The sequence below is a fragment of the Ancylobacter novellus DSM 506 genome (assembly GCF_000092925.1).
Lineage (GTDB): Bacteria > Pseudomonadota > Alphaproteobacteria > Rhizobiales > Xanthobacteraceae > Ancylobacter > Ancylobacter novellus.
Map to the genome: position 1 here is coordinate 2421659 of NC_014217.1, position 23161 is coordinate 2444819.

General features: G+C 68.2%; 22 protein-coding genes. 5 read left to right on the forward strand and 17 right to left on the reverse strand.

The features are described from left to right. Positions 1-2: 2 nt before the first annotated feature. The 11 genes from SNOV_RS11515 to SNOV_RS11565 form a co-directional block, all read right to left on the reverse strand. A complete protein-coding gene (locus tag SNOV_RS11515) occupies positions 3-947 on the reverse strand; it encodes an ABC transporter permease (protein ID WP_013167104.1) in 945 nt (314 codons plus the stop codon). Continuing rightward, positions 947-2014 carry an ABC transporter permease gene (locus tag SNOV_RS11520; RefSeq protein WP_013167105.1) on the reverse strand — a complete coding sequence of 356 codons (1068 nt, stop codon included), beginning with the start codon at positions 2012-2014 and terminating at the stop codon, positions 947-949. Before SNOV_RS11520 ends, SNOV_RS11515 begins: the two co-directional genes overlap by 1 nt. Next, positions 2011-3558 carry an ABC transporter ATP-binding protein gene (locus tag SNOV_RS11525; protein WP_013167106.1) on the reverse strand — a complete coding sequence of 516 codons (1548 nt, stop codon included), beginning with the start codon at positions 3556-3558 and terminating at the stop codon, positions 2011-2013. The genes SNOV_RS11520 and SNOV_RS11525 overlap by 4 nt, the downstream gene beginning before the upstream one ends. A gap of 193 nt (positions 3559-3751) precedes the next feature. Further along, entirely contained in the window at positions 3752-4792 is a 1041-nt protein-coding gene (locus SNOV_RS11530) for a BMP family protein (RefSeq protein ID WP_013167107.1), read from the reverse strand. A gap of 119 nt (positions 4793-4911) precedes the next feature. Beyond that, positions 4912-5649: an NUDIX hydrolase gene (locus SNOV_RS11535; RefSeq protein WP_013167108.1), complete on the reverse strand. Its 738-nt coding sequence runs from the start codon at positions 5647-5649 to the stop codon at positions 4912-4914. Positions 5650-5697: 48 nt separating this feature from the next. Then, positions 5698-6594 (reverse strand): PhzF family phenazine biosynthesis protein, encoded by an 897-nt coding sequence (locus SNOV_RS11540; protein ID WP_013167109.1) that lies wholly within the window; start codon positions 6592-6594, stop codon positions 5698-5700. Positions 6595-6599: 5 nt separating this feature from the next. Then, a complete protein-coding gene (pdxY, locus tag SNOV_RS11545) occupies positions 6600-7448 on the reverse strand; it encodes a pyridoxal kinase PdxY (RefSeq protein ID WP_013167110.1) in 849 nt (282 codons plus the stop codon). A 116-nt stretch (positions 7449-7564) separates the two neighbouring features. Further along, positions 7565-8746, reverse strand: coding sequence for a GGDEF domain-containing protein (locus tag SNOV_RS11550; RefSeq protein ID WP_013167111.1), 1182 nt, complete (start codon positions 8744-8746; stop codon positions 7565-7567). A gap of 372 nt (positions 8747-9118) precedes the next feature. After that, on the reverse strand, positions 9119-9502 hold the full coding sequence (locus tag SNOV_RS11555) for a DUF488 domain-containing protein (protein ID WP_013167113.1): 384 nt from the start codon (positions 9500-9502) through the stop codon (positions 9119-9121). A gap of 73 nt (positions 9503-9575) precedes the next feature. Beyond that, a complete protein-coding gene (locus tag SNOV_RS11560; RefSeq protein WP_013167114.1) occupies positions 9576-9764 on the reverse strand; it encodes a hypothetical protein in 189 nt (62 codons plus the stop codon). Then, positions 9761-9952, reverse strand: coding sequence for a hypothetical protein (locus tag SNOV_RS11565; RefSeq protein WP_013167115.1), 192 nt, complete (start codon positions 9950-9952; stop codon positions 9761-9763). Before SNOV_RS11565 ends, SNOV_RS11560 begins: the two co-directional genes overlap by 4 nt. Before the next feature lie 205 nt (positions 9953-10157). Between SNOV_RS11565 and SNOV_RS11570 the strand changes: the two genes are divergently transcribed. Together SNOV_RS11570 and SNOV_RS11575 are read left to right on the forward strand one after the other, a co-directional pair. Then, positions 10158-11423, forward strand: a complete 1266-nt coding sequence (locus SNOV_RS11570; RefSeq protein WP_013167116.1) for an amidase — start codon at positions 10158-10160, stop codon at positions 11421-11423. A gap of 65 nt (positions 11424-11488) precedes the next feature. Next, positions 11489-12262, forward strand: coding sequence for an outer membrane protein (locus SNOV_RS11575; protein WP_013167117.1), 774 nt, complete (start codon positions 11489-11491; stop codon positions 12260-12262). A gap of 158 nt (positions 12263-12420) precedes the next feature. On the opposite strand, the gene SNOV_RS11580 is transcribed toward SNOV_RS11575, so the two are convergent. The 5 genes from SNOV_RS11580 to SNOV_RS11600 all read right to left on the reverse strand — a co-directional run bounded on the left by SNOV_RS11580 (position 12421) and on the right by SNOV_RS11600 (position 19259). After that, positions 12421-13230, reverse strand: coding sequence for an LssY C-terminal domain-containing protein (locus SNOV_RS11580; RefSeq protein WP_013167118.1), 810 nt, complete (start codon positions 13228-13230; stop codon positions 12421-12423). Positions 13231-13235: 5 nt separating this feature from the next. Then, on the reverse strand, positions 13236-16970 hold the full coding sequence (metH, locus tag SNOV_RS11585) for a methionine synthase (RefSeq protein ID WP_013167119.1): 3735 nt from the start codon (positions 16968-16970) through the stop codon (positions 13236-13238). Positions 16971-17034: 64 nt separating this feature from the next. Then, positions 17035-17265 carry a hypothetical protein gene (locus SNOV_RS11590; RefSeq protein ID WP_013167120.1) on the reverse strand — a complete coding sequence of 77 codons (231 nt, stop codon included), beginning with the start codon at positions 17263-17265 and terminating at the stop codon, positions 17035-17037. Between the two features lie 51 nt (positions 17266-17316). Beyond that, a complete protein-coding gene (gene metF, locus SNOV_RS11595) occupies positions 17317-18243 on the reverse strand; it encodes a methylenetetrahydrofolate reductase [NAD(P)H] (protein WP_013167121.1) in 927 nt (308 codons plus the stop codon). After that, entirely contained in the window at positions 18243-19259 is a 1017-nt protein-coding gene (locus tag SNOV_RS11600; protein WP_013167122.1) for an ArsR/SmtB family transcription factor, read from the reverse strand. Before SNOV_RS11600 ends, metF begins: the two co-directional genes overlap by 1 nt. Before the next feature lie 179 nt (positions 19260-19438). On the opposite strand from SNOV_RS11600, the gene tsaA reads away from it, so the two are divergent. The 3 genes from tsaA (at position 19439) to SNOV_RS11615 (ending at position 22826) form a co-directional block, all read left to right on the forward strand. Next, a complete protein-coding gene (gene tsaA / locus SNOV_RS11605; RefSeq protein WP_049785821.1) occupies positions 19439-19975 on the forward strand; it encodes a tRNA (N6-threonylcarbamoyladenosine(37)-N6)-methyltransferase TrmO in 537 nt (178 codons plus the stop codon). Positions 19976-20362: 387 nt separating this feature from the next. After that, on the forward strand, positions 20363-21571 hold the full coding sequence (locus tag SNOV_RS11610; RefSeq protein ID WP_049785728.1) for a L,D-transpeptidase family protein: 1209 nt from the start codon (positions 20363-20365) through the stop codon (positions 21569-21571). Between the two features lie 325 nt (positions 21572-21896). Beyond that, positions 21897-22826 carry an alpha/beta hydrolase gene (locus SNOV_RS11615; RefSeq protein ID WP_013167125.1) on the forward strand — a complete coding sequence of 310 codons (930 nt, stop codon included), beginning with the start codon at positions 21897-21899 and terminating at the stop codon, positions 22824-22826. Here the strand turns inward: SNOV_RS11615 and SNOV_RS23465 are convergent. After that, complete coding sequence (locus SNOV_RS23465; protein ID WP_013167126.1) at positions 22792-23091, reverse strand: hypothetical protein; 300 nt, start codon at positions 23089-23091, stop codon at positions 22792-22794. The genes SNOV_RS11615 and SNOV_RS23465 overlap by 35 nt on opposite strands. Positions 23092-23161 lie beyond the last annotated feature (70 nt).

Below are 23161 nucleotides of genomic sequence, written 5' to 3' on the forward strand. Positions count from 1 at the left end.
GTTTATCTCTGGCCTTTGAAGTAGGGCTTCATCAGGGCCCGCGGATAGTCGGCGCGGCGTGCCACCAGCACAAGCGCGGCGATGGAGAAGATGTAGGGCAGCATCAGGAAGATCTGGCTCGGCACGACGCCGCCGGCGATGGTCTGGATGCGCAGCTGGTAGGCGTCGAGCGCGCCGAACAGCAGCGCGCCGAGCAGCGCCTTGCCCGGTCGCCAGGAGGCGAAGACGGTAAGCGCGATGCATACCCAGCCGCGCCCGTTGATCATGCCGAAATAGAAGGCGTTGAAGGCCGAGAGCGTGAGGAAGGCGCCGCCGAGCGCCATCAGCGCCGAGCCGGCCATCACCGCGCCCATGCGCAGCGCGACGACCGAAAGTCCCTGCGCCTCAACCGCTTCCGGGTTGTCACCCACGGCGCGCAGGGCGAGGCCGAGCGGCGTGCGCGCCAGCACCACCGCCAGCACGCCGACGCAGATGAAGGCCAGCACGGTGAAAGCGCTCTGCTGGTCGAGGATCGGCCCGATGAAGGGCAGGTCGCCGAAGAACGGCACGTCCAGCGGCGGGAAGGGCTCGATGCGCGGCGGCGTCGCCACGTTCGGGAAGGCGACGCGGTAGCCGAAATAACTCACCGATGTCGCCAGCAGCGTGACGCCGATGCCCGTCACATGCTGCGACAGGCCGAGCGGCACGGTCAGCAGGGCGTGCAGGAAGCCGAACGCGGCGCCGGTTGCTGCCGCCACCAGCACGCCGCCCCAGAGCGGCAGACCGAGATAAACCGCGAGCCAGCCGGACATGGCGCCGGCGACGAAGATGCCCTCGATGCCGAGGTTCAGCACCCCCGCCCGCTCGCAGAGCAGCGCGCCGAGCACGCCGAAGATCAGCGGCGTGGCGATGCGGATGGTGGCGGCCCAGAAATTGGCCTGGAGGAGGATGTCGAGCGCCTCGAGCATCAGGCGGGCTCCCGGCGGACGAAAACGATGCGGAACCGCGTCAGCAGCCCGCCCACCAGCACGCTGAGCAGGGCGAAGGCGACGACGAGGTCGGCGAGGTAGTTGGAGATGCCGATGGCGCGGCTCATCGAATCCGCGCCGACGAACACGCCGGCAACGAAGATGGCGGCGGGGACGACGCCGAGCGGCGACAGGTTGGCCAATGTCGCCACCACGATGCCGGCATAGCCGAAGCCGGGTGACAGGTCGGCAGTGAGATATCCTTTCAGACCAGCTACTTCACTGGCGCCGGCGAGCCCTGCGAGCCCGCCGGAGAGGATGCCGACCAGCGCCATCGCCTTGCCCACCGGCAGGCCGGCATAACGCGCGGCACGGGCGTTCTCGCCCACGGCGCGGATGCGGAAGCCCCACACCGTGCGGGAGATGAAGACGTGCAGCAGCACGGCGGCGACGACCGCCAGCACGAGGCCCCAATGCAGCCGCAGTCCCGTCACCAGCTTGGGCAACGTCGCCTCGTCGAGCACGGGCGCGGATTGCGGCCAGCCCAGCGCCATCTCGTCCTTCATCGGCCCTTCCAGCATCATCTGCACGAAGAGCAGCACGATGAAGTTCATCAGCAGTGTCACCACCACCTCGTCGGCGCCGAAGCGGGCCTTGAACAGCACCGGCACCAGCAGCAGCGCCGCCCCGGCGGCTGCGGCGCCGATCAGCACAAGCGGGACAAGGACATAGGGCGGCGCCTCGATCAGCCCGGCGCCGAGCGCCACGGTCGCGAGCGCGCCAGCATAGAGCTGGCCCTCGGCGCCGATATTCCAGAGCTTGGCGCGGAAGGCGACGGCCGCGGCGAGACCGGTGAAGATCAGCGGCGTGGCACGGGTCAGCGTCTCCGCCAGCGCGAAGCCGTCGCCCGCCGCGCCTTGTGCCATCAACACGAAAGCGGTGAACACCGGCGCGCCGGTCAGCGCCAGGGGGATGGCAGTCAGCAATAGCGCTGCAAGGCCGGAGCCGATGGAGACGGCGATGGTGAGCCAGACCGGGGTGCGTTCGCGCGGGACGAAGCGGATCATGCCGCCTCCCCTGCCGAGTGGCCCGCCATCATCAAACCCACTGTTTTCACGTCGAGATTTCCCGCATCCATCGCCGGCGAGAGATGGCCGGCATGGACGACGGCGATGCGGTCGGACAAGGCGAAGAGCTCGTCGAGGTCCTCGGAGATCAGCAGCACGGCCGCGCCGCGTCCGCGGGCGGCGATGAGGCGGCGGTGGACATCGGTGGTGGCGCCGATGTCGAGCCCGCGCGTCGGCTGATGCGCCAGCACCAGCTTCGGCTCGCGCTCAAGTACCCGCGCCAGCACGACTTTCTGCATGTTGCCGCCCGACAGCGCGCGGATCGAGGCGCCCGGCCCGGGGCAGCGCACGTCATAGGCGCGGATCGCCGCGGCCGCCCGCGCGCGGATGTCGGCGCGGCGGATGAAGCCGAAGCTCTGGTTCTCCGGCGCGCCCATGGTCTCCAGCACATAGTTCTCCGCCACCGACAGCGCGCCGATGGTGCCGTCGCGGTGGCGGTCCTCCGGAATGCGGCCGACATCGGCGGCTAGACGCGCGCGCGGATCGGCTGCCACTGCCGGCTGGCCGCAGATGTGCAGTTGCCCGGTCCGGGGAGCCGCGAGCCCCGCCACCAGTGCGGCGAGCGCCCCCTGCCCGTTCCCCGAGACGCCGGCGATGCCGACGATCTCGCCGGCGCGCACGTCGAGATCGGCATCCTCCAGCCGGTCGCGCTCGCCCGGCTTGCCGACGCTGACGCCCTTCAGGCTCAGCACCGGCGCGCCAGGTGTCGCCGGCGGGCGCTCGCGCGGGGGGATGGCACGCCCGACCATCAGCTCCGCCAACATCTCCCGGTCGGCCCCGGCGGTCGGCCGGTCGGCGACCTTGGCGCCGCCGCGCAGCACGACGACGCGCTCGCACAGCGCCAGCACCTCGTGCAGCTTGTGGCTGATGAAGATCACCGCCAGCCCCTTGGCGCTGAGCTTGCGCACGGTGGCGAACAGGCCGTCCGCCTCCTGCGGGGTCAGCACGGCGGTCGGCTCGTCGAGGATGAGCACGCGCACGTCGCGATAGAGCGCCTTCAATATCTCGATGCGCTGCTGCTCTCCGACCGAGAGCCGCGCCACCTTCACGTCGAGATCGACATTGAGCCCGCTTTCCGCGATCAGCCGCTCGATCTTGGCCCGCGCCTCGCGGCCTCCCAGGCCGAAGCTCCAGAGCGGGCGCGTGCCGAGCACGATGTTCTCGAAGCCGGTGAGGTTCTCGGCCAGCGCGAAATGCTGGTGCACCATGCCGATGCCCGCCGCCAGCGCCGCTTCCGCCGAGCCGCCTGGCAGGGGCGTCAGCTGTCCGTCCGCGCCGGCGATGGAGACCATGCCTTCATCGGCGACGTAGTGGCCGAATAGGATGCTCATCAGCGTGGTCTTGCCGGCACCGTTCTCACCCAGCAGCGCGACGATCTCGCCGGCACGCACGTCGAGGTCGATATGGTCGTTCGCCGTCAGCGGGCCGAACCGCTTGGTGATGCCGATCAGCGAGAGGACGAGCGGGCGGGGATCGAGGTGCATCGAATATCCACGTCAGGGAAGCGGCCCAACCGACAGGCCCTCATGCCCGGGCTCGACCCGGGCACCCAGTGACCGGGCGCACCCAGTCCCCTGGATCCCCGGGTCAAGCCCGGGGATGAGGGAAGAAGGGTGGCTGGGTCACGATCCCGGCTCTACGCGCTGTGCGCTACGGCCGGGATGACGACGATCCGCCTCACATCGTCGACTTCGGCTCGGCGTCATTGACGTTGACGCGGAACAGCCCGTCCTTGATCTCCTTCTCCTTGAGAAGGACCATGTCGATCACCTCCGGCGGCACCACCTTGGGATCGAGCGGGGCTAGGCTGGCGCCGCCCTCGGCCATGTAGCTGTAGGGGCCGTAATCGGCGGCGACGAAGGTCTCGTCGATCACCTCCTTGATCGCCTTGTCGATGGTCGGCTCCATCTGCCACAGCGCCGAGGCGATCACCGTGCCGGGGTACTGGCTCGACGTATCGATGACGTTGCCGATCGCCTTCACGCCGCGCTCCTTGGCGGCGTCGGAGACGCCGAAGCGCTCGGCGTAGAGAATGTCCGCGCCCTTGTCGATCTGGGCGAAGGCGGCCTCCTTGGCCTTGGGCGGGTCGTACCAGGAGTTGATGAAGGTGACGATGAACTTCACGTTCGGGTTCACCGCCTTGGCACCTTCCATGAAGGCCTGCATCAGCCGGTTGACCTCGGGGATGGCGTAGCCGCCGACGAGGCCGATGACGTTCGACTTGGTGGTCTTCCCCGCCACCATGCCGGTCAGGTAGGACGGCTCGTGGATGAAGTTGTCGAACACCGAGAAGTTCGGCTTGGTCGGGCCGAAGGACGAGCCCATCAGATAGGCGGTCTTGGGATAGTCGGCCGCCACCTTGCGGGCCGGGCGCTCCACCGCGAACACCTCGCCGACGACGAGGTCGGCGCCTTCCTGCGAATATTGGCGCATGACGCGCTCATAGTCGGTGTTGGCGACGTTCTCGGAGAATTTGTAGGTGATGTCGCCGCGCGCCTCGGCCGCCTTCAGCGCCTTGTGGATGCGCGACACCCATTGCTGCTCCACCGGCACGGTGTAGATGGCGGCGACCTTGATCGGCTTGGCCTTGGCGGCGAGCACCTCGCCGCTCCCGAAGGCCGTCAGAGCGGCGGCGCCGGCACCGAGCGCCAGCATTTGCCGACGGTCGAGCGCGGCTGACGAAAAAAGCGGCAGGGAACCAGACGACTTGCGCGGCATGTTGAGAACCTCCCCCGAGAAAAGCACGGCGGCGCGCCAATCGCGGCCCCGTGTCGTACCGTTCATGCGAGCGGTATGCCATTTTCGAACTGTCCGGTCCGAAAATTCAACGCCCTATTCTATCCGCTTCCCAACTTATCCGCTTCCCAGGCGGCGGCGAGATAGGCGCGCAGAAAAGGCGTGGTGCCCTCGCGGAAATCGTCCGGGCCGCGCATGACGAAGACCTCGTCGATCTCCGAGCGCTCCTCGCCGGCGGCGAAGGCACGGATGCGTGCCGCCAGCACCTCGGCCTCCTCGCGGGCAACGAGCTGGCGCATCAGCGCGATCCGACGCTCGTCATAGAGCGCGGTCCATGTCGGGGCGAGGCGGACCTCGGCGGCGGCGATGCCGGTCTCCTCCTCGAATTCGCGCAGCATGCTGCCTTCGAGATCGACGCGCCCGTCCGCAGTGAGGTCGGAAGGATCCGGCGTGCCGGCGGCGAAATAGATGCGCCCGGCATTGGCGGTCCACGCCGCCATGCGCACCAGCACGAAGCCGCCATCGGCGCCGCGCAGGGCGCCCATGGAGAAGCACAGCCGCGCGCGCGGGTGGGGCGGATTGCCGCCGATGAGCCAGAGCAGCGAGGCATAGTCGCTCTCGGCATAGCGGCCGAGGAGCGAGCGTCCCTCGAAGCGGTGCGAGGCGAGGATCAGCACGCGCCCGTTCCACAGTTCGGGATTGGCATGCAGCTTGCCGGCGTAATAGGCGTCGATCGCCGCGCGCTCGGTCGCGGTGAAGGCATAGGGCGCCGGCTCGAACCCCATCTCCACGTGGTCGAGCTCGAGGATGGTCGGCCCCGGCGGCAGCGGCCGGTTCACCCGCCCTCCGCCGGCCGCCCTGCCGTCTCCGGCCTCGCGGCCACGCCGTCAGACATGGAGCATACCCTCCGAGACGATAACCGCCCCGCCGCCGATGGTGACGGCCGTCAGCTCGCCCGTGGTCACCTGCAGGCCGAGCCGGATGAGGCTGGAACGCCCGATTTCTACACCTTGCAATATGTCATAGGCATGGAAGCCCTCGCCCGGCTTCTCGCCGGCGAGCAGCACGGCGGCGAGCGAGGCGGCGGCCGAGCCGGTCGCCGGGTCCTCGTCGATGCCCATGTTGGCGGCGAACATGCGGGCGCGGAAATCGCCCTCGCCGTCCTCGTCACGGCAGAAGACGTAGACCGAGTCCGCGCCACCGCCGAAGGTGCCGATCAGCCGCGCTGCGCTGGGGCTGATGCGCGCCAGCGCCGAGCGCGAGGCGAGCGGCACGCAGACGAAGGGCACGCCGGCCGAGGCGATGACCGGGGAATAGTCGTCGAAGCCGATGTCCGAGGTGTCGAGGCCCAGCGCCTGCGCGCAGGCTTCCCGGCTCATCGGCTCGGCATCGATGATCTCGGGGATGCGCGGCACGGTGAAGGTGGCGCTGCCGAGCCGCTCGCGCTTGACCGTGACGTGGCAGGCGACCGGACCGACATTCTCCTCCAGCACGAAGTCGGTCGAGGTCTCGACCCCGTCGCGCATGGCGAGCAGCACCGCCGCCCCGACGGTCGGATGGCCGGCAAAGGGCAGTTCGTGGTTGATGGTGAAGATGCGCAGCCGCGCGCGGCTGCCCTCCTCCTGCGGCTTGGTGACGAACACCGTCTCCGAGAGATTGAACTCGCGGGCGATGGCCTGCATGTGGTTGCCGTCGAGCCCATCGGTGTCGAGCACGACGGCGAGCGGGTTACCGGACAGCGTCCGATCGGTGAAGACGTCGAGGACGACGAAGCGGCGTGCCATGGCGGTCAGATCTTCTCCGGCGTGAAGATGCGGGACGGCGTGACGAATTCATCCTGCGCGGCGACGGTGAGGATCTCGCGCGAGCCGGCGGCTGCCGTACGGGCAAGCAAGCCATAGGCCGAGGACGCCGCCTTGGAGAGCGCCTCGGCGGTGGAATGGGTGGCCTTCCAGTGCACGAAGAACAACGCGGCGATGGCATCCCCGGCTCCGTTGACCGAAATGTCCAGCTTGGGCGTGCGCACGAGGTAGCGCCCGTCCGGCCCGGAGGCCATGAGGTCGATGCAATCGGCCGGCGTGTCCTCGGTGTGCAGGCTGGTGACCATGATGACGCGCGGCCCGCTCGCATGCACGACGTCGCAGGCGACGAGCGCATCAGGCAACGTCGTGGTGCTGCGGCCGGAGAGGTAGTCGAGCTCGAACTGGTTCGGCGTGATCAGGTCGGCGGCCGGCACCGCGCGCTCGCGCATGAATTCGGGGATGCCCGGCCGCACGAAGACGCCGCGCCCGACATCGCCGATCACCGGGTCGCAGCAATAATGCGCCTCGCTGTTGGCCGCCTTCACCCGGCCGACCGTGTCGAGGATGGCGTCGCCGATCTCGGCCGAGCCCATATAGCCGGACAGCACGCCGTCGCAGCGCGGCAGCACGTTGCGATCCTCCATGCCGCCGACCAGCTCGCGGATGAGGTCGGCGCCGAACACCTCGCCGCGCCAGGCGCCATAGCCGGTGTGGTTGGAGAACTGCACGGTGTGGATGCCCCACACCTCATGGCCCAGCCGCTGGATGGGGAACATGGCCGAGGCATTGCCCACATGCCCATAGGCCACCCAGGACTGTATCGACAGTATGTTCATGCGTCTGCGCCCCAACCCGTTGGAAACGATCCGCGCTTAGCGCTCTAAACGCAAGCGCTCAAACGAAAATCCGCGCGATTGCCATAAGCGTTTTCGATGGAGCGGCCCTTCAGGCGCTACGAGGCCCGGCCGCCCCTGCGTTCCGGCGCGTCCTGCGCCAGCATATGGCGGTCACGGCCGGCGGCCTTGGCGGCATAGAGCGCGAGGTCGGCACGGCGTAGCGCCTCGTCGATATGCTCGCCGCGCCCGGTGACGGCGAGGCCGAAGCTGGCCGTCACCCGTATCTCGCCCGGCACCAGCGCATAGCGCAGGCGGTCCATGGCGGAGCGCACCGCCTCGATCCGGCGCTGCGCTTCACCGACGTCGCCCTCGGGCAGCAGCAGGCAGAACTCCTCGCCGCCGATCCGCCCGCACAGGGCGCCCACGCTGGCGCGCTCGGCGAGCACGCCGCCGAAGGCGCGGATGACCTCGTCGCCGGCGGCATGGCCGAAGCGGTCGTTGATCGACTTGAAATGGTCGAGGTCGCACATGACGAGACAGGCGCGCTCCTCCGGCCGCAGCGCTGCCAACAGGGCGGCGGCGCGCTCCATGAAGGCGGCGCGGCTGAGCACACCCGAGAGCGAATCGCGCTCCAGCCGGCGGGCGGTCTCCGCCATCAGCTCGGCGATGATGACGCCGAGCACGGAAAGGCCGAGCAGCAGCGCGAGCACCGCGGCCATGGTCTGCGAGTAATAGGCGTAGATGCTCAATATGTAGTCGCGCACATCCGGCGCCGGGCCGGTGGCGAACAGCGGCACGATGGCCTTGAAGGCAAAGTGCAGCGATCCCGCCGCCAGCACCGCGAGCAGCGCCAGATCGGCCAGCCGGCGCCGGCCGGAGGCGAGCACGATCCCGGCGCCGAGGGCGAGCATCGCCGCATAGGGCAGCTGGTAGATCAAGGCGTGGATCAGCGAGGGGCGCGGCAGGTCGTAGCGCAGCAGCAGGTTGACGGCCTCGGCGAGAACGAACAGCGCGAGGATCGGCCGCAGCGACATATCCGGACGGTAATGACGTGCGAGGCCGACGACGATCAGCGTCACCGCCAGCATGAGGAAGGAGAAGGACAGCGCCGAGGCCAGCCGGCCGGGCAGGAACGGCACCACCGCCTCGACCGCCACGGTGGCGGCGGCACAGAGGAAGCCGGCGGCGCACCATCTGCCGATGCGGATATCCGTCCGCCAGGTCAGGAGGAGGAAGGCGGCGGCGAAGGACAGGCCGATGGCGAAATTGATGACAAGGAGGAAGGTGGCGCCCCGCATCGCTCCGGCCAGCCCGACGGCAGCAACGCGCTACCTGCGGCAGCATAACCTTGGCGGAAAGGATTGGCCACGCCGGCTGGACGCGCCGGCCTGCCGCCACGGGGCGGCACGCGGGATATCGCCGACGGCTACTCGTCGCCGTCGGTCACGGCGTCCCATGCCACAAGCATGATCGCGGCGAAGCCGAGCACATACATGGCGGACACGGTGGCGAAGGGTGTGAGACCAAAGAGACCCATGGCAGGAACTCCGGCGAAAGGCCCTGTTGAGATATGGGGGCTCGGTCATTTCCGCGACAGGGTGGCAATGCGGCCGCGCGGCGATTGAGAAAGCGGCGCAGTCGGCGCCGTTCCGCGGTGCGCGCCGGCAGATCTAGCGCTTGCCTTCCAGACGCGCCCGCAGATACGCGTCCAGCACCACCGCGTCGTTGTGGGTCGCATCGTGCGCCGCATAAAGCAGCGTGACGCGGCCGTGCTTCAGCAGTTCCTCAAGACGCGCCACCGCATCGCCATTCGCATCGAGCTCGGCGCGATAGCGTCGTGAGAACTCCTCGAAGCGAGCCGGCTCATGGCCGAACCATTTCCGCAACTCGGCGCTCGGCGCGATCTCCTTCAGCCACAGGGTCAGCTTCAGATCGTCCTTGCGGACTCCGCGCGGCCACAGCCTGTCGACGAGGACGCGGGCGCCATCGTCGTCGGCCACGGGGTCGTAGGCCCTCTTCAACCTGAGATCGGGTGCGGGTCGGGTGATGTGCATCACTCCGCCATGATCCGCGTTCTGCCGGCCGTTGTCTCTCGCGATCGAACGCAGCCGCGCAGCGGCCGAAGCCTCAGATCGCTTCTTCACGCAACCCGCAGCGCCAGCGCACGACGCGCCAGGCAGGGTGCTGTGTCGCCCATTCGTTCATGGCGGCGGTGCATTCCATCGGCAGGCCCATACGGGCCTCGGTGGCGATCCTCTCCTCGCGGCAGGCATCGGGGCTGGCGAGCAGGCAGATGGTGAGGATGAGGTGGCTCATCGGACCCCTCCTCCCATGCCCTTCATCTCGTCGGTCTCGGCGACCCGCGGCCAGATATAGACGCCCTCGGACGGATCATGCGCCTTCAGGACGATCGCATGGAGGTTGCCCCAATAGCTCGGGCGCGGCGACGCCATCAGCTTGCGGGCGAGTTCGGCGGAACAGTTCAGGACGATCTGCATCAGCATTGACCCAGCAAAATGACCACTTGGATGATCTTGCATACGGCATGCCAAATATTCCGGATTGCCCGGACGATGTCCCAACTGCACGCCGGCATTGTCCTAGGGGCAACACCCTGGGAGGCGATCGGGTCCCTGCGGCGTCGAGCGGCGGTATGACTTGCCGGTGCTGTGACTTGCCTGAGACCGGCGGTCATGCGACAGGCGAAACATGACCGAGATGCTCTCCGCCGCCGCCCTCGCCCAGGCCGTCCGCGCCGGACGCCTGACCCCCGCCGATGTCGCCGAGCGCTGCGCGGAAGCCATCCGCGCGCAGGAGGGCGAGGTACGCGCCTTCGCCAGCCTCGATCTCGACGCCCTCACCGCCAAGGCGACGTCACCGGGATTGGCCGAAACCCCGCTCGCCGGCCTGCCGGTGGGCATCAAGGACATTCTCGATACGGTGGACTTCCCCACCGAGCGCGGCTCGCCGCTCTATGCCGGCTACCGCCCGGCTACCGATGCCGCCATCGTGCGCATGACCGCGCGGGCCGGCGGCCTGATGGCCGGCAAGACCGTGACCACCGAGTTCGCCTTCATGCAGCCAAGCCCGACCCGCAACCCGCGCCGGCTCTCGCATTCGCCGGGCGGCTCCTCGGCCGGCTCGGCGGCGGCGGTGGCGGCCGGCATGCTGCCGGTCACCATCGGCACCCAGACCGGTGGCTCGGTCATCCGCCCTGCCTCCTATTGCGGCGTCACCGGTTACAAGCCGTCCTACAAGATGCTGCCGGTGCTCGGGCTGAAGCCCTTCTCCTGGTCGCTCGACACGCTCGGCCTGTTCGGCGCCCATGTCGCCGACGTCGCCTTCGCCGCGGGCGCAATCTCCGGCCGCGACTTCGCGCTCGACCACGACGCCAATGCGCCGCGCATTGCGGTCGCCAAGACCGCCCGCGCCCATCTCGCCACCGAGGATGCCCATGCCGCGCTGGAGCAGGCGGCGCGCGCGGCGGAACGGGCCGGCGCCAGCGTGACCGTCGTCGACCTCTCGGAGGCGGTGGAGAAGGGCGACGAGGCGCATGCGGCCATGCAGGGCTATGAGGCGGCGCTCGCCTTAGCCCATGAGTGGGACCACCACCGCGAGGCGCTGTCGCCGACGCTCGGCACCTATCTGGAAGAGGCGATGCGCATCACGCCGGAGCAATACGATGCCGGCCGTCGCCTCGCCCGGCAGTCGCGCCACGCGCTCTCCGACCTGTTCGCCGACTACGACGCGCTGCTGACCTTCTCCGCCACCGGCGAGGCGCCGGAGGGCTTCGCCACCACCGGCTCGCCGGCCTTCAACCGGCTGTGGACCATGAGCGGGGCGCCCTGCATCAACGTCACCGGACTGACGGGGGCGACGGGCCTGCCGATCGGCGTGCAACTCGTCGGGCGCTTCGGCCGCGACCGTGCGCTGCTGGAGGCGGCGCGGTTCCTGGAGCGGGCCATAGGCGCGTGAGCTCGTGAGGGTTTCTTAAAGCCGGCGGCGCTAGGCTCCCCCATCATCTATCGGGGGAGCATCGCATGCGTATCAAGGCATTTCTCCTCGGCGGCATCGCGGCCGCCGCGCTCACCATGCCGGCGGCCGCGGCCGACCTGTCCTATCCGGTCAAGGCGCCGCCCATGATGGTGGTGCCGGCCTTCACCTGGACCGGCCTCTATCTCGGCGGCAATGCCGGCTATGGCTGGGGCGAAGGCTCGGCGCCCTGGCTCGGCTATCTCGACTATTATTACGGCGCGCTCGACCAGTACGGCTACAGCGGCGGCTCCGACCCGCAGGGCTGGTTCGGCGGCGTGCAGGTCGGCTACAACTACCAGTTCGACAACAATGTCGTGCTCGGCATCGAGGCGGACGCTCAGTTCGGCGAATTGAAGGACTCGCTCAGCTATTATGGCACGGACCTGTTCTCCGGCGTGCCGGACCTCGACCTCGGCGGCATCGAGACCAAGATCGAGGCCTTCGGCACCGTCCGCGCCCGGCTCGGCTATGCGGTCGACCGCCTGCTGCCCTACGTCACCGGCGGCCTCGCCTGGGGCAACGTCAAGATGTCGGAGCGCTGGGATACCTATATGGGCGGCGTCTTCCAGCCCGGCCTCACCGGCACCGCCTCGGCGGACGAGACGCTGTGGGGCTGGACGGTCGGCGGCGGCGTCGAATACGCCTTCACCGACAACTGGACCGTGAAGGCCGAATATCTCTATGCCGACCTCGGCGACATCAACTGGGACGGCGATGCCGGCACCAAGGTCGACGTGAAGCTGCAGACCGTGAAACTCGGCATCAACTACAAGTTCTGAGCGCCCGAGGGCGCGGTCGCCTGAGAGCCGGCCTCTTCTTTCCCTCTCCCCGCTGGGGAGAGGGAGCTCCCGGTCAAAGTCCGGGTGGCCGGGTCAAGCCCGGCCATGAGGGCAAGAAGGCGAGGCATCCGAGCCAAGCCGGACCGCGCGCCGGCCCTTCAGCTCCCGGAAACCAGCTTCGCCAGCGAATCCCAGAACGCGTCCTTGACCCCGACCGCCGGCGGCGGCGGGATGATGGTCGGCGGGTTGGGGTTCTTCTCCCCGTTCGGCATCAGCCGGGCGAACCAGATCTCGCCGTCGGTGTAATAGGGATCGCCGCCCCCATTGCGCCCAAACAGCGTCGGGCCGACGCCGGTGACCTGGTAGACGTCCCGCACCATGCCGGCCTGCTTGAGGTCGTCGATCAGCAGGTCGCGCACGGAATCGACGTCCGGGCCGATATGGTGGGTGACGGCGCCGGTATAGTGGCTGAGGCCGACACCACGGTCATAGGTCGCCGAGCCGAGCCAGACGGGGGCGCCCTCCTTGCCCACATCCAGCACCTTCCAGAAGCGGACATGGTCGCGCCGGTCGGCGCTGCGGCCGATCTCCTTCTCGAAGGCGAGGTCTTCCACCCGCCCGTCATAATAGAGCGGCGAGACCGGCGCCTGCGGGTCGGGCCGGTCGAGCAGCACCGAGCCGATGATGGCGAGGCTCGACTTCAGCGTCACCGGATCGGCGGCCCGCCAGCCGGCCGCGTACATGGCGCGGATGACGTCCTCGCGGGAGCCGACCAGCCCGACGTCGATCGGGTCGCCCGGTATGCCCTGCTTGGTCTGCGTCACCATCGGCAGGTGCTTGATGCCCGGCTGGTGTTCGTGATGCGTCCACAGCCGCGGCAGCATCACATAGGCGAGCCCCGCCCAGACGACGAGGGCGAGGAGCGCCCAGTGCCACACGCGCTTCGCGTCCTTCTCCAACGCGGCCATCGCGCCTACTCGGCGGCGACCGACTTGTAACTGAGCGGGTCGTAGTTGAGCACCGGCGCCAGCCAGCGCTCGGCCTCCTCCACGCTCATCCCCTTGCGCGCCGCATAGTCCTCAACCTGGTCGCGCTCGATCCGGCCTACACCGAAATATGAAGAGTCCGGATGGGCGAAGTAGAGGCCCGAGACGGCGGCGCCCGGCCACATGGCGAAACTCTCGGTCAACTCGACTCCGATCTTAGAAGTCGCGTCGAGCAACTTGAAAAGAATCGCCTTTTCCGTGTGGTCGGGCTGCGCCGGATAACCCGGCGCGGGCCGGATGCCGCGATAATTCTCTTGAATCAGATTCTCATTATCAAGGACTTCATTCGGCGCATAAGCCCAGAATTCGCGGCGCACGCGCTCATGCATGCGTTCCGCAAACGCTTCTGCAAGACGATCCGCCAAGGCCTTGAGAAGAATCGCGGAATAGTCGTCATGCGCCGCCTTGAAGGCTTCCGCGCGCTCATGCTCGCCGAAACCGGTGGAGACGCAGAAGCCGCCGACATAATCCGGCACGCCGGTGATCGCCGGGGCGACGAAATCGGCGAGCGCCAGATTGTGCCGCCCCTCGCGCTTGCCCATCTGCTGGCGCAGCGTGTGCAGCGTGGCGAGCTCGGTGGAGCGGCTCTCGTCCTCATAGAGCACGATGTCGTCGACCACCGTGTTGGCCGGCCAGAAGCCGACCACGGCGCGGGCGGTGAGCCACTTCTCGTCGACGATCTGCTTCAGCATCTTGCGCGCATCATCATAGAGCGCGCGGGCGGCGGGGCCGACCTTCTCGTCGTCGAGGATGCGCGGGTACTGGCCGGTGAGCTCCCAGGACTGGAAGAACGGCGTCCAGTCGATGTAGCGCACCAGCTCGGCGAGGTCGTATTCCTCGAATACGCGCGTGCCGAAGAAGGCCGGCACCGGCGCCCGGTAGTCCTCGAAGTCGATGGCGAGCCGGTTAGCGCGCGCCTCCTCCAGCTTCACCCGCACCTTGTTGCGGTCACTCTTGGCATGGGCGTCGGCGAGCTTGGCGTATTCCGCCCGGACATTCGCCATGTAGTCGGCGCGGGTATTGTCATTGAGCAGGCTCGACACCACGCCCACCGCACGGCTGGCATCGGTGACGTAGACCGCCTGCCCGCGCACATATTGCGGGGCGATCTTCACCGCCGTGTGGACGCGCGAGGTCGTCGCCCCGCCGATCAGCAGCGGCAGGTCGAAGCCTTCGCGCTCCATCTCGGACGCGACATGCACCATCTCGTCGAGCGAGGGCGTGATCAGCCCGGACAGGCCGATGACGTCGACCTTCTCGGTCTTGGCGACCTCGAGAATCTTGGCGGTCGGCACCATCACGCCGAGGTCGATCACCTCGTAATTGTTGCACTGGAGCACGACGCCGACGATGTTCTTGCCGATGTCGTGGACGTCGCCCTTCACAGTCGCCATCAGGATCTTGCCGGCGCTGGCGGCGTCGGTAAGGCCGAGCTCCTGCTTCTCGATCTCCATGAAGGGCATGAGATAGGCGACCGCCTGCTTCATCACGCGGGCCGACTTCACCACCTGCGGCAGGAACATCTTGCCCGCACCGAATAGGTCGCCGACCACGTTCATGCCGGCCATCAGCGGGCCTTCGATGACGTGCAGCGGCCGGGCGGCGGCTTGGCGCGCCTCCTCGGTGTCGGCCTCGACATAGTCGGTGATGCCGTTGATCAGCGCGTGCTCCAGCCGCTTCTCGACCGTCCAGGTGCGCCAGGTGAGATCGGCTTCCTTCTTCTCGCGGCCGCCACCCTTGAAACGCTCGGCGAGCGCCAGCAGGCGCTCGGTGGAGTCGTCGCGGCGGTTGAGCACCACGTCCTCGCAGGCCTCGCGCAGCTCCGGCTCGATCTCCGAATAGGGCGCGAGCTGGCCGGCATTGACGATGCCCATGTCCATGCCCGCTGCGATGGCGTGGTAGAGGAACACGGCGTGCATCGCCTCGCGCACCGGCTCGTTGCCGCGGAACGAGAAGGAGAGGTTCGACACGCCGCCGGAGATGTGCGCGTGCGGCAGCTGCTGGCGGATGGCACGGGTCGCCTCGATGAAGGCGACGCCATAGCCCGCATGCTCCTCGATGCCGGTCGCCACCGCGAAGATGTTCGGGTCGAAGATGATGTCCTCGGGCGGGAATCCGACTTCCTCGACGAGGATGCGGTAGGCGCGCGCGCAGATCTCCACCTTGCGCTCATAGGTGTCCGCCTGGCCCTTCTCGTCGAAGGCCATGACGACCACGGCGGCGCCATAGGCGCGCACCAGGCGGGCGTGATGCTTGAACGCCTCCTCGCCCTCCTTCATCGAGATCGAGTTGACGATGCCCTTGCCCTGGATGCACTTCAGGCCGGCCTCGATGACGCTCCACTTGGAGCTGTCGACCATGATCGGCACGCGGGCGATGTCCGGCTCCGCGGCGAGCAGGTTGAGGAAGGTCACCATCGCCTTCTCGGAATCGAGCAGGCCCTCGTCCATGTTGACGTCGATGACCTGCGCGCCGTTCTCCACCTGGTCGCGGGCGACCGCCAGCGCGGCGGTGTAGTCGCCATTGGTGATCAGCTTGCGGAAGCGCGCCGAGCCGGTGACGTTGGTGCGCTCGCCGACATTCACGAACGGGATGTTGGGCGTCAGCTCGAAGGGCTCGAGGCCGGAGAGGCGCAGACGCGGCTCGATCTCGGGGATTTCGCGCGGCGCGTGCGGCGCCACCGCCTCGGCAATGGCGCGGATATGGTCCGGCGTGGTGCCGCAGCAGCCGCCGACGACGTTCACCAGCCCAGAGGCGGCGAACTCGCCCACCAGCTTGGCCATCGCCGCCGGGCTCTCGTCATAGAGGCCGAACTCGTTGGGCAGGCCGGCGTTCGGATAAGCGCAGACGAAGGTGTCGGAGATGCGCGACAGCTCGTCGATATGGGCACGCATCTCCTTGGCGCCGAGCGCGCAGTTCAGCCCGATGGAGAAGGGCTGGGCGTGCCGCACCGAGTTCCAGAACGCCTCCGGCGTCTGGCCCGACAGCGTGCGGCCGGAGAGGTCGGTGATGGTGCCGGAGATCATCACCGGCAGGCGGATGCCGCGCTCCTCGAACAGGCGCTCGATGGCGAAGATCGCCGCCTTGGCGTTCAGCGTGTCGAAGATGGTCTCGATGAGCAGCAGGTCCGAGCCGCCGTCGATCAGCGCCGCCGCCTGCTCGCCATAGGCGGTGGCGAGCTCGTCGAAGGAAGTGGCGCGGAAGCCGGGATCGTTGACGTCCGGCGAGATGGACGCCGTGCGGTTGGTCGGCCCGATGGCGCCGGCGACGAAGCGGCGGCGGCCGTCCTTCGCCTCGGCGAGCTTGGCAGCCTCCTTGGCGAGGCGCGCGCCCTCGAAGTTGATCTCGTAGACCAGGCTCTCCATGCCGTAATCGGCCATGGCGATGGTGGTGCCGGAGAAGGTGTTGGTCTCGACGATGTCCGCGCCCGCGGTGAAGTAGGCGAGATGGATGTCGCGCACCGCGTCGGGCTTCGTCAGGTTCAGCAGGTCGTTGTTGCCCTTGAGGTCGCGGTTCCACGTCTTGAACCGCTCGCCGCGATAGCCGGCCTCGTCCAGCTTGAGCTGCTGGATCATCGTGCCCATGGCGCCGTCGAGCACGAGGATGCGCTCGGAGGCGGCGGCGCGGAGGGCTTTGAGGGTGTCGGTCGGCTGGGCGGTCATGGGGCACTCATCCGGTCATGCGGCGACGATTCCGGCATGACAGCTTCATAAGAAACAATTGTGATCAATGGCCTTTTTCGAGCTTGTCGAGACGTTTCTCGATCGCCTCGATGCGGTCCTCGAATTCGGCGGTGGCGTAGCGGCCAAGCACGGACTCACCGTGCATGGCCTGCTTCAGGCTTTCGATCTTGGCGTCGATGGAATCGAGGCGCTTTCCAGTGGCGTCGAAGCCATTCTTCATCTCCGCGCGGATTTCCTGCAGCAGCTTCAGGATGAAATTGTCCGGCTCGCTCATTCGAAAGCCTCCGCAGGTGTCCCTACTATATAGGGCAACGCACACCTTTACCTACGCCGCCGCCTGCCCGTTGCTCTGCCCCGCCTCCAGCGGCGGGCGGATGCCGAGCAGGTGGCAGATCGCGTAGACGAGGTCGGCGCGGTTGAGCGTGTAGAAGTGGAACTCGGTGACACCGCGATCCACCAGATCGAACACCTGCTCGGCCGCCACCGCGGCAGCGATCAGCTTGCGGGTCTCGGGGTCGTTGTCGAGCCCCTCGAAGCGGCCGGCGAGCCAGTCCGGCATGTAGGTGCCGGTCTTCTCGGAGAAATTCTTCGCCTGCTTGAAGTTCGACACCGGCAATATGCCCGGCACGACGGGCACGTCGATGCCCCGCGCCCGCACCTTGTCGAGATAGGCGAAATAGAGGTCGTTGTCGAAGAAGCACTGGGTGATAGCACGCGTCGCGCCGGCATCGACCTTGGCGGCGAGGATGTCGAGGTCGGTGTCGAAGGACGGGCTTTCCGGGTGCTTCTCGGGATAGGCCGAGACCGACACCTCGAAATTGGCGGTGCGGCGGATGCCGGCGACGAGGTCGGCCGAGGTCTTGTAGCCCTCCGGGTGCGGCTCATAGAGATGGCCGACGCCGCCCGGCGGATCGCCGCGCAGGGCCACGATGTGGCGCACGCCCGCATCCCAATAGCCGCGCACCACCTCGTCCACCTCGCCCTTCGAGGCGGAGACGCAGGTGAGATGCGCTGCCGGGGCGAGGCGGGTCTCCTTGACGATGCGCTCGACGGTGGCGTGGGTGCGCTCGCGCGTCGAGCCGCCGGCGCCATAGGTCACCGAGACGAATTTCGGCGCCAGCGGCGCGAGCCGCGTGATGGAGCTCCAGAGCGTCGCCTCCATCTCCGCCGTCTTGGGCGGGAAGAACTCGAACGACACCGAAACCGGCCGCCCGCCGGCGCGGCGGCTGCGGCGCTCGACATCCGACGACATCAGGCGACCTCCTTCTTCTGTTGGGCTTCGCCGCCCTGCGGGGCTTGCGCCAGCACGACGCGCGGGTCGCGGGCGAGCCAGAGCGAAACGGTGAGCCGGCCGTCGCCCTTCGGCGCCAGCAGGCGATGGGACTGGGGCGAGAGGCCGGCCTGCGCCAGCCAGCTCTCCATGATCTCCGGCGCGAAGCCGAGGCGGCGATGGGCGTGCTGCTCGCGCAGGAATTCGAGGTCGTGCGGGTCGAAATCAACCACCAGCAGCCGTCCGCCCGGCCGCAGCACCCGCGCCGCCTCCTTCAGCGCGCGCGGCGCATCCTCAAGGAAATGAAGGACTTGATGGATGACCACCACGTCGAAGGCGTCGCGCGGCAGAGCGAGATTGTAGATGTCGCCCTGCCGCACCGTCGCGTTGCGCACGCCGGCGCGCTCCAGATTGGCGCGGGCGACGGCGAGCATCTCGGCGGAGAGGTCGATGCCGACGCCGCGCTCCATCTCGTCGGCGAAGAGTTCGAGGATGCGTCCGGTGCCGGTGCCGAGGTCGAGCAGCGCGCCGACACGCTGGCCGGAAAGTATTGATTTGATTGCCGATTCGACCTCGGTCTCGGGCGCGTGCAGGCGGCGGATGGCGTCCCATTCATGGGCATGGGCGCGGAAATAGGCCTGCGCCTGCTCGGCTCGCGCGGCGCGCACCGCCTCCAGCCGCTCGCGGTCGCGCAAAAGGATGTCGTCGTCCGGCGCCATCAGGTCGAGCAGCGCGTCGGTGAGCGCGGCGCCGGGCGCGTCCGTGGCGCGGCGATAGAACACCCAGCTCGCCTCGCGGAAACGCTCGACCAGCCCGGCCTCGGCCAAAAGCTTGAGATGGCGCGAGATTCTGGGCTGCGACTGGCCCAGAATCTCGGTAAGCTCGGAGACGGTGAGCTCCCCCTCGCCGATCAGCGCCAGAAGGCGCAGGCGCGTGTCTTCGCCGGCCGCCTTGAGGCCGTCGAGCAGCAGCGCGAAACTGAGCGGGGAAGCGGACACATGCTCTCCTGAAAAGATATAAAGATATCTTTATGTCTAATCTTGATGAAGCGCAAGAGGCGGTCGCCGGCCCAATGCTCACATGCACGGCATGGGCCGCGGCGGTGGCATAGATGGTGGCGTAAAAGGTGACATTCGGGAGAAAAGTGGTGACATCGCATAACGCCACCGACATCGGCATTGCCACCAGCGCGCCGGAAGGCGTCGACGGGGAGACCGGCTTCGGCATCCGCCCCGGCGAGGTCGCCGTCGAATTGCCGGCCGCACCCGATGCCGGGCTCTATTTCATCGGCCGCATCCGCACGCCGTGGAAGAGCCGCGCCGAGTGCCCGAAGAATTCGCGCGAGTCCGACGCCGTCTGCACGGTGGAGATCGATCCCGCCTTCCGCCCGGCGCTGGAGGGGCTGGAAGGCACCACCCATCTCTGGCTGCTCTACTTCATGGACCGCGCGCCGCGGAACCTCGTCGTGCAGGTGCCGAAGACCTATGGTCAGGGTCGCGGCACGTTCGCGCTACGTAGCCCCGCCCGGCCCAACCCGATCGCGATGAGCGCCGTGCGCCTCCTCGGCATCGAGGACGGGCGGCTGAAGGTCGTCGGGCTCGACTGCCTCGACGGCACGCCGCTCCTCGACATCAAGCCCTATTTCGCCTCCACCGACTGCTTCCCCGACGCGGTCGTGGGCTGGCATCGCGACCGCGAGGCGGGGCCTTCCTGAGTGCCTGGGCCATCCCTTCCTCTTTCCCTCATCCCCGGGCTTGACCCGGGGACCCAGCCTTTCGGCATGCGCCCAGTCACTGGGTGGCCGGGTCAAGCCCGGCCATGAGGGCAGGAGGGTGGTTGTCGGCGAGCCAACTGATTTGGATCGGCCCTCAGGATGAGGGTGCTGCTGGCGGAGCCGGAATCTCGGCCAGCCCTGACGCAGAGTAAGACTGCCGTACCGGCAGGTGTGGCAGGAATACATCGGCCGCAAGCGCTGCGCAGGCGTGACAGGCCCGTGACGGTTCCCGACTCAGTCTGGTCTTGAACCTGCCTTGATCCTGCGTCATTCCCTCGCGACAAGCATTCACGCCGCCTTGTCCTGGCAGATTCGATTTAAGGCTAGATGATGGTCGTTCGCCTCGGTTTCGCTCCCGCTGTCGCCCTCTCGGTCCTCGCGTCGGTCGGCACCGCCAGCGCCCAGTACTATCCCGCCGAACAATCCGCCCCCGCCGCGCAGGACGGTTCCGCCTATGAGGCGACGACCGGCAACCGCGCGGTCGAGGACGTGCAGGTCCCGGCGGCCTACGACCCCTACGGCGCCCCGCAGCAGGGCGGCGCCGCTCCCGCTTACGGCGCCCCGCAGGCGACCTACCAGACGCCGCCCGGCGTGCGCGACCCCTATGCGGCGCAGCCGCCGGCGGGCGCGAACGGCGCGGGCCAGGCTGGTCAGGCGCGCGGTAACGTTCCCCCGGGCGTGCCGCCGATCGCCGACGCGCCCTACGCCAATCCGGCGACGCAGCCGGCCGGCTACCCGGCGGGCGCCTATTCCGGCCAGCCGCCGGCCGGCATGGCCTCGCCCTACGGCAACACCGCCACTTACAGCCAGCCCGCCCAGGGTCAGCCGGCGCAGGGCCAGCCTGCGCAGGGGCGCGCCGCCTATGGCCAGCCGGCCGCGGTGCCGCCGCAGAGCCTCGACAACAATTACGGCGCCAACGGCTCCAGCGTCGCCATGCTGCCGCCCGAGGACCAGCCGGAGACCGGCCCGGTCAAGGCGCTGCCGGCGAACCTGCAGCGGCAGGAGGTCGACTATGTGACGAAGGAGCCGGCCGGCACCATCGTCATCGATACGCCGAACACCTACCTCTATTACGTGCAGGGCGGCGGCAAGGCGATCCGCTACGGCATCGGCGTCGGCCGCGAGGGCTTCACCTGGGCCGGCACCGAGAGGATCTCCGCCAAGAAGGAATGGGCCGACTGGCGCCCGCCGGCGGAGATGATCGAGCGCCAGCCCTACCTGCCGCGCTTCATGGCCGGCGGCCCGGGTAACCCGCTCGGCGCGCGCACCATGTATCTGGGCGGCACGATCTACCGCATCCACGGCACCAACCAGCCGTCCACCATCGGCAAGTTCATGTCCTCGGGCTGCATCCGCATGCTCAACGGGGACGTCGAGGAGCTGTATTCGAAGGCGAAGGTCGGCACCAAGGTCGTGGTGCTGCCGGGCAACCCGCCGGCCACCGCCTCGGCCGCGCCGGCTCCCGCGACCACCGGCTCGGTGCCGGAGGCGACCGCCGCCATGCCTGTGGCGCAGAACGGTGTCGCGGTGCGCTGAGCGGCGGCTTCTGCCTCTGCCGAATGTCGAAGTCGATCCCGGACGGCCGATGGGCCGCTCCGGGATTTTCTTTTGTACGGGGTGGTTTCGTAGGTTCGGACATTCCCTTCGGAGGAGCCTCATCCTGAGGTGCTGGCCGAAGGCCAGCCTCGAAGGATGCTCATCCGGGTTCGCTGTAACGACCATCCTTCGAGGCTCGCTGCGCGAGCACCTCAGGATGAGGGCGCATTGTGAGCTTTGCCCCCCAAGCACGCGATGAGACGGGTTGCACGAGGCGCCGGTCCGTGCTGCCGTCCCTCCGCCAACAAGCGTGGAGTTACGGATCATGCGGCGTCGACACTTTCCGGCGGCGACGGCCACTCCCGGAGGCGCCAGCGTTGCGCCATCGTCCGGCCAGCCGGCGCCGGTGTTCCTCGACTACACGCAGGAGCAGCTCGACAGGGCCTATGACCAGTCCTTCTGGGCGCCGCAGATGGCGGAGCTGGAGGCCGACGACGGCGCGAGGAGCGCCGAGGTTCGCCGGAAGATGCCACCGCGGACAGAGCGCTACGGTGCGAGCGACGTGGATCTCATCGACATCTTCACGCCGCCCAATCCGCACGGCGTACCCGTCCTGGTCTTCATCCATGGCGGAGCCTGGACGCGCAACTCTCGGCAGGACGCGTCGTTTCCGGCGCCGGCCGTGGTCGGACGAGGGGCTGCTTATTTGGCGCCCGACTTCGGCAGCCTGAAGACCACTCGTCTGCCCGAGATGATCGAGAATTGCCGGCGCGCGCTCGAATGGACGATCCGCAACGCCGCGAGCTTCGGTGGTGATGCCGGCCGCGTCTTCCTCGCTGGCCATTCGTCGGGCGCCCATCTTGCGGGCTGCGTGCTCACCACCGATTGGACTGCGCGCGGGCTGCCCGCTGACGCCATCAAGGGCGCGCTGCTGATGAGCGGCATGTACGATCTCTATCCGGTGCGGCTCTCCTCGCGCAGCAAGTTCCTCCACATCACGCCGCAGGAGGAAGAGGCAGCCAGTCCGATGCGCCACCTCAACCGAATCGCCTGCCCGATCGCCGTCGCCTCGGCCGACGAGGACAGCCCGGAATTCAAGCGCCAGTCGGCCGTCTTCGCCGATGCACTGCAGGGCATGGGACGACTCGCCAGCCGGACCCTTGCGTTCAACGCGAACCACTTTGAGGAAAACGGCCGCCTCGGACAGCCCGACAGTGAGATCAGTCGCGCGCTGTTCTCGCTGATGGGAATCTGACGCCAGCAGCGCCTCGGCGCTTCGCAACTCCATCGCCGGGCGGCGGCGGCGTCAGGCGCGGTACGCCCTCGATCACCAGATTGGCGCCGATCCATTCCGGCCGCACTTCGGGCATATCAAGACACTGGGCGATCCCGGCGAGCTCGTCCGGCGCGATGAGGGGGCGGGCGAGGCGCGCGGTGAAGCGCTGGGCCGGGACGGCGGCCGGCTCGCCGAACAGATCGTGGGCCATATCCTCTGCGGGCGTATCGGAAAGGCTCGACATGGGCGATCCTGCAATAGAATGCGAAGCCGCCGCCACATGGCTACAGGCGAGCCCGGCCTGCCTATACCAT

Excerpts from the sequence above, each read along its gene's own strand:
- SNOV_RS11540 (WP_013167109.1), bottom strand. The coding sequence starts at position 6,594 with ATGGCACGCCGCTTCGTCGTCCTCGACGTCTTCACCGATCGGACGCTG.
- SNOV_RS11555 (WP_013167113.1), bottom strand. The coding sequence starts at position 9,502 with ATGCACATCACCCGACCCGCACCCGATCTCAGGTTGAAGAGGGCCTAC.
- SNOV_RS11515 (WP_013167104.1), bottom strand. The coding sequence starts at position 947 with ATGCTCGAGGCGCTCGACATCCTCCTCCAGGCCAATTTCTGGGCCGCC.
- metF (WP_013167121.1), bottom strand. The coding sequence starts at position 18,243 with ATGTCGTCGGATGTCGAGCGCCGCAGCCGCCGCGCCGGCGGGCGGCCG.
- SNOV_RS11570 (WP_013167116.1), top strand. The coding sequence starts at position 10,158 with ATGACCGAGATGCTCTCCGCCGCCGCCCTCGCCCAGGCCGTCCGCGCC.
- SNOV_RS11550 (WP_013167111.1), bottom strand. The coding sequence starts at position 8,746 with ATGCGGGGCGCCACCTTCCTCCTTGTCATCAATTTCGCCATCGGCCTG.
- metH (WP_013167119.1), bottom strand. The coding sequence starts at position 16,970 with ATGACCGCCCAGCCGACCGACACCCTCAAAGCCCTCCGCGCCGCCGCC.
- SNOV_RS11575 (WP_013167117.1), top strand. The coding sequence starts at position 11,489 with ATGCGTATCAAGGCATTTCTCCTCGGCGGCATCGCGGCCGCCGCGCTC.
- SNOV_RS23465 (WP_013167126.1), bottom strand. The coding sequence starts at position 23,091 with ATGTCGAGCCTTTCCGATACGCCCGCAGAGGATATGGCCCACGATCTG.
- SNOV_RS11580 (WP_013167118.1), bottom strand. The coding sequence starts at position 13,230 with ATGGCCGCGTTGGAGAAGGACGCGAAGCGCGTGTGGCACTGGGCGCTC.
- SNOV_RS11560 (WP_013167114.1), bottom strand. The coding sequence starts at position 9,764 with ATGAGCCACCTCATCCTCACCATCTGCCTGCTCGCCAGCCCCGATGCC.
- SNOV_RS11565 (WP_013167115.1), bottom strand. The coding sequence starts at position 9,952 with ATGCTGATGCAGATCGTCCTGAACTGTTCCGCCGAACTCGCCCGCAAG.
- SNOV_RS11520 (WP_013167105.1), bottom strand. The coding sequence starts at position 2,014 with ATGATCCGCTTCGTCCCGCGCGAACGCACCCCGGTCTGGCTCACCATC.
- SNOV_RS11590 (WP_013167120.1), bottom strand. The coding sequence starts at position 17,265 with ATGAGCGAGCCGGACAATTTCATCCTGAAGCTGCTGCAGGAAATCCGC.
- SNOV_RS11530 (WP_013167107.1), bottom strand. The coding sequence starts at position 4,792 with ATGCCGCGCAAGTCGTCTGGTTCCCTGCCGCTTTTTTCGTCAGCCGCG.
- SNOV_RS11610 (WP_049785728.1), top strand. The coding sequence starts at position 20,363 with ATGATGGTCGTTCGCCTCGGTTTCGCTCCCGCTGTCGCCCTCTCGGTC.
- SNOV_RS11525 (WP_013167106.1), bottom strand. The coding sequence starts at position 3,558 with ATGCACCTCGATCCCCGCCCGCTCGTCCTCTCGCTGATCGGCATCACC.
- SNOV_RS11615 (WP_013167125.1), top strand. The coding sequence starts at position 21,897 with ATGCGGCGTCGACACTTTCCGGCGGCGACGGCCACTCCCGGAGGCGCC.
- pdxY (WP_013167110.1), bottom strand. The coding sequence starts at position 7,448 with ATGAACATACTGTCGATACAGTCCTGGGTGGCCTATGGGCATGTGGGC.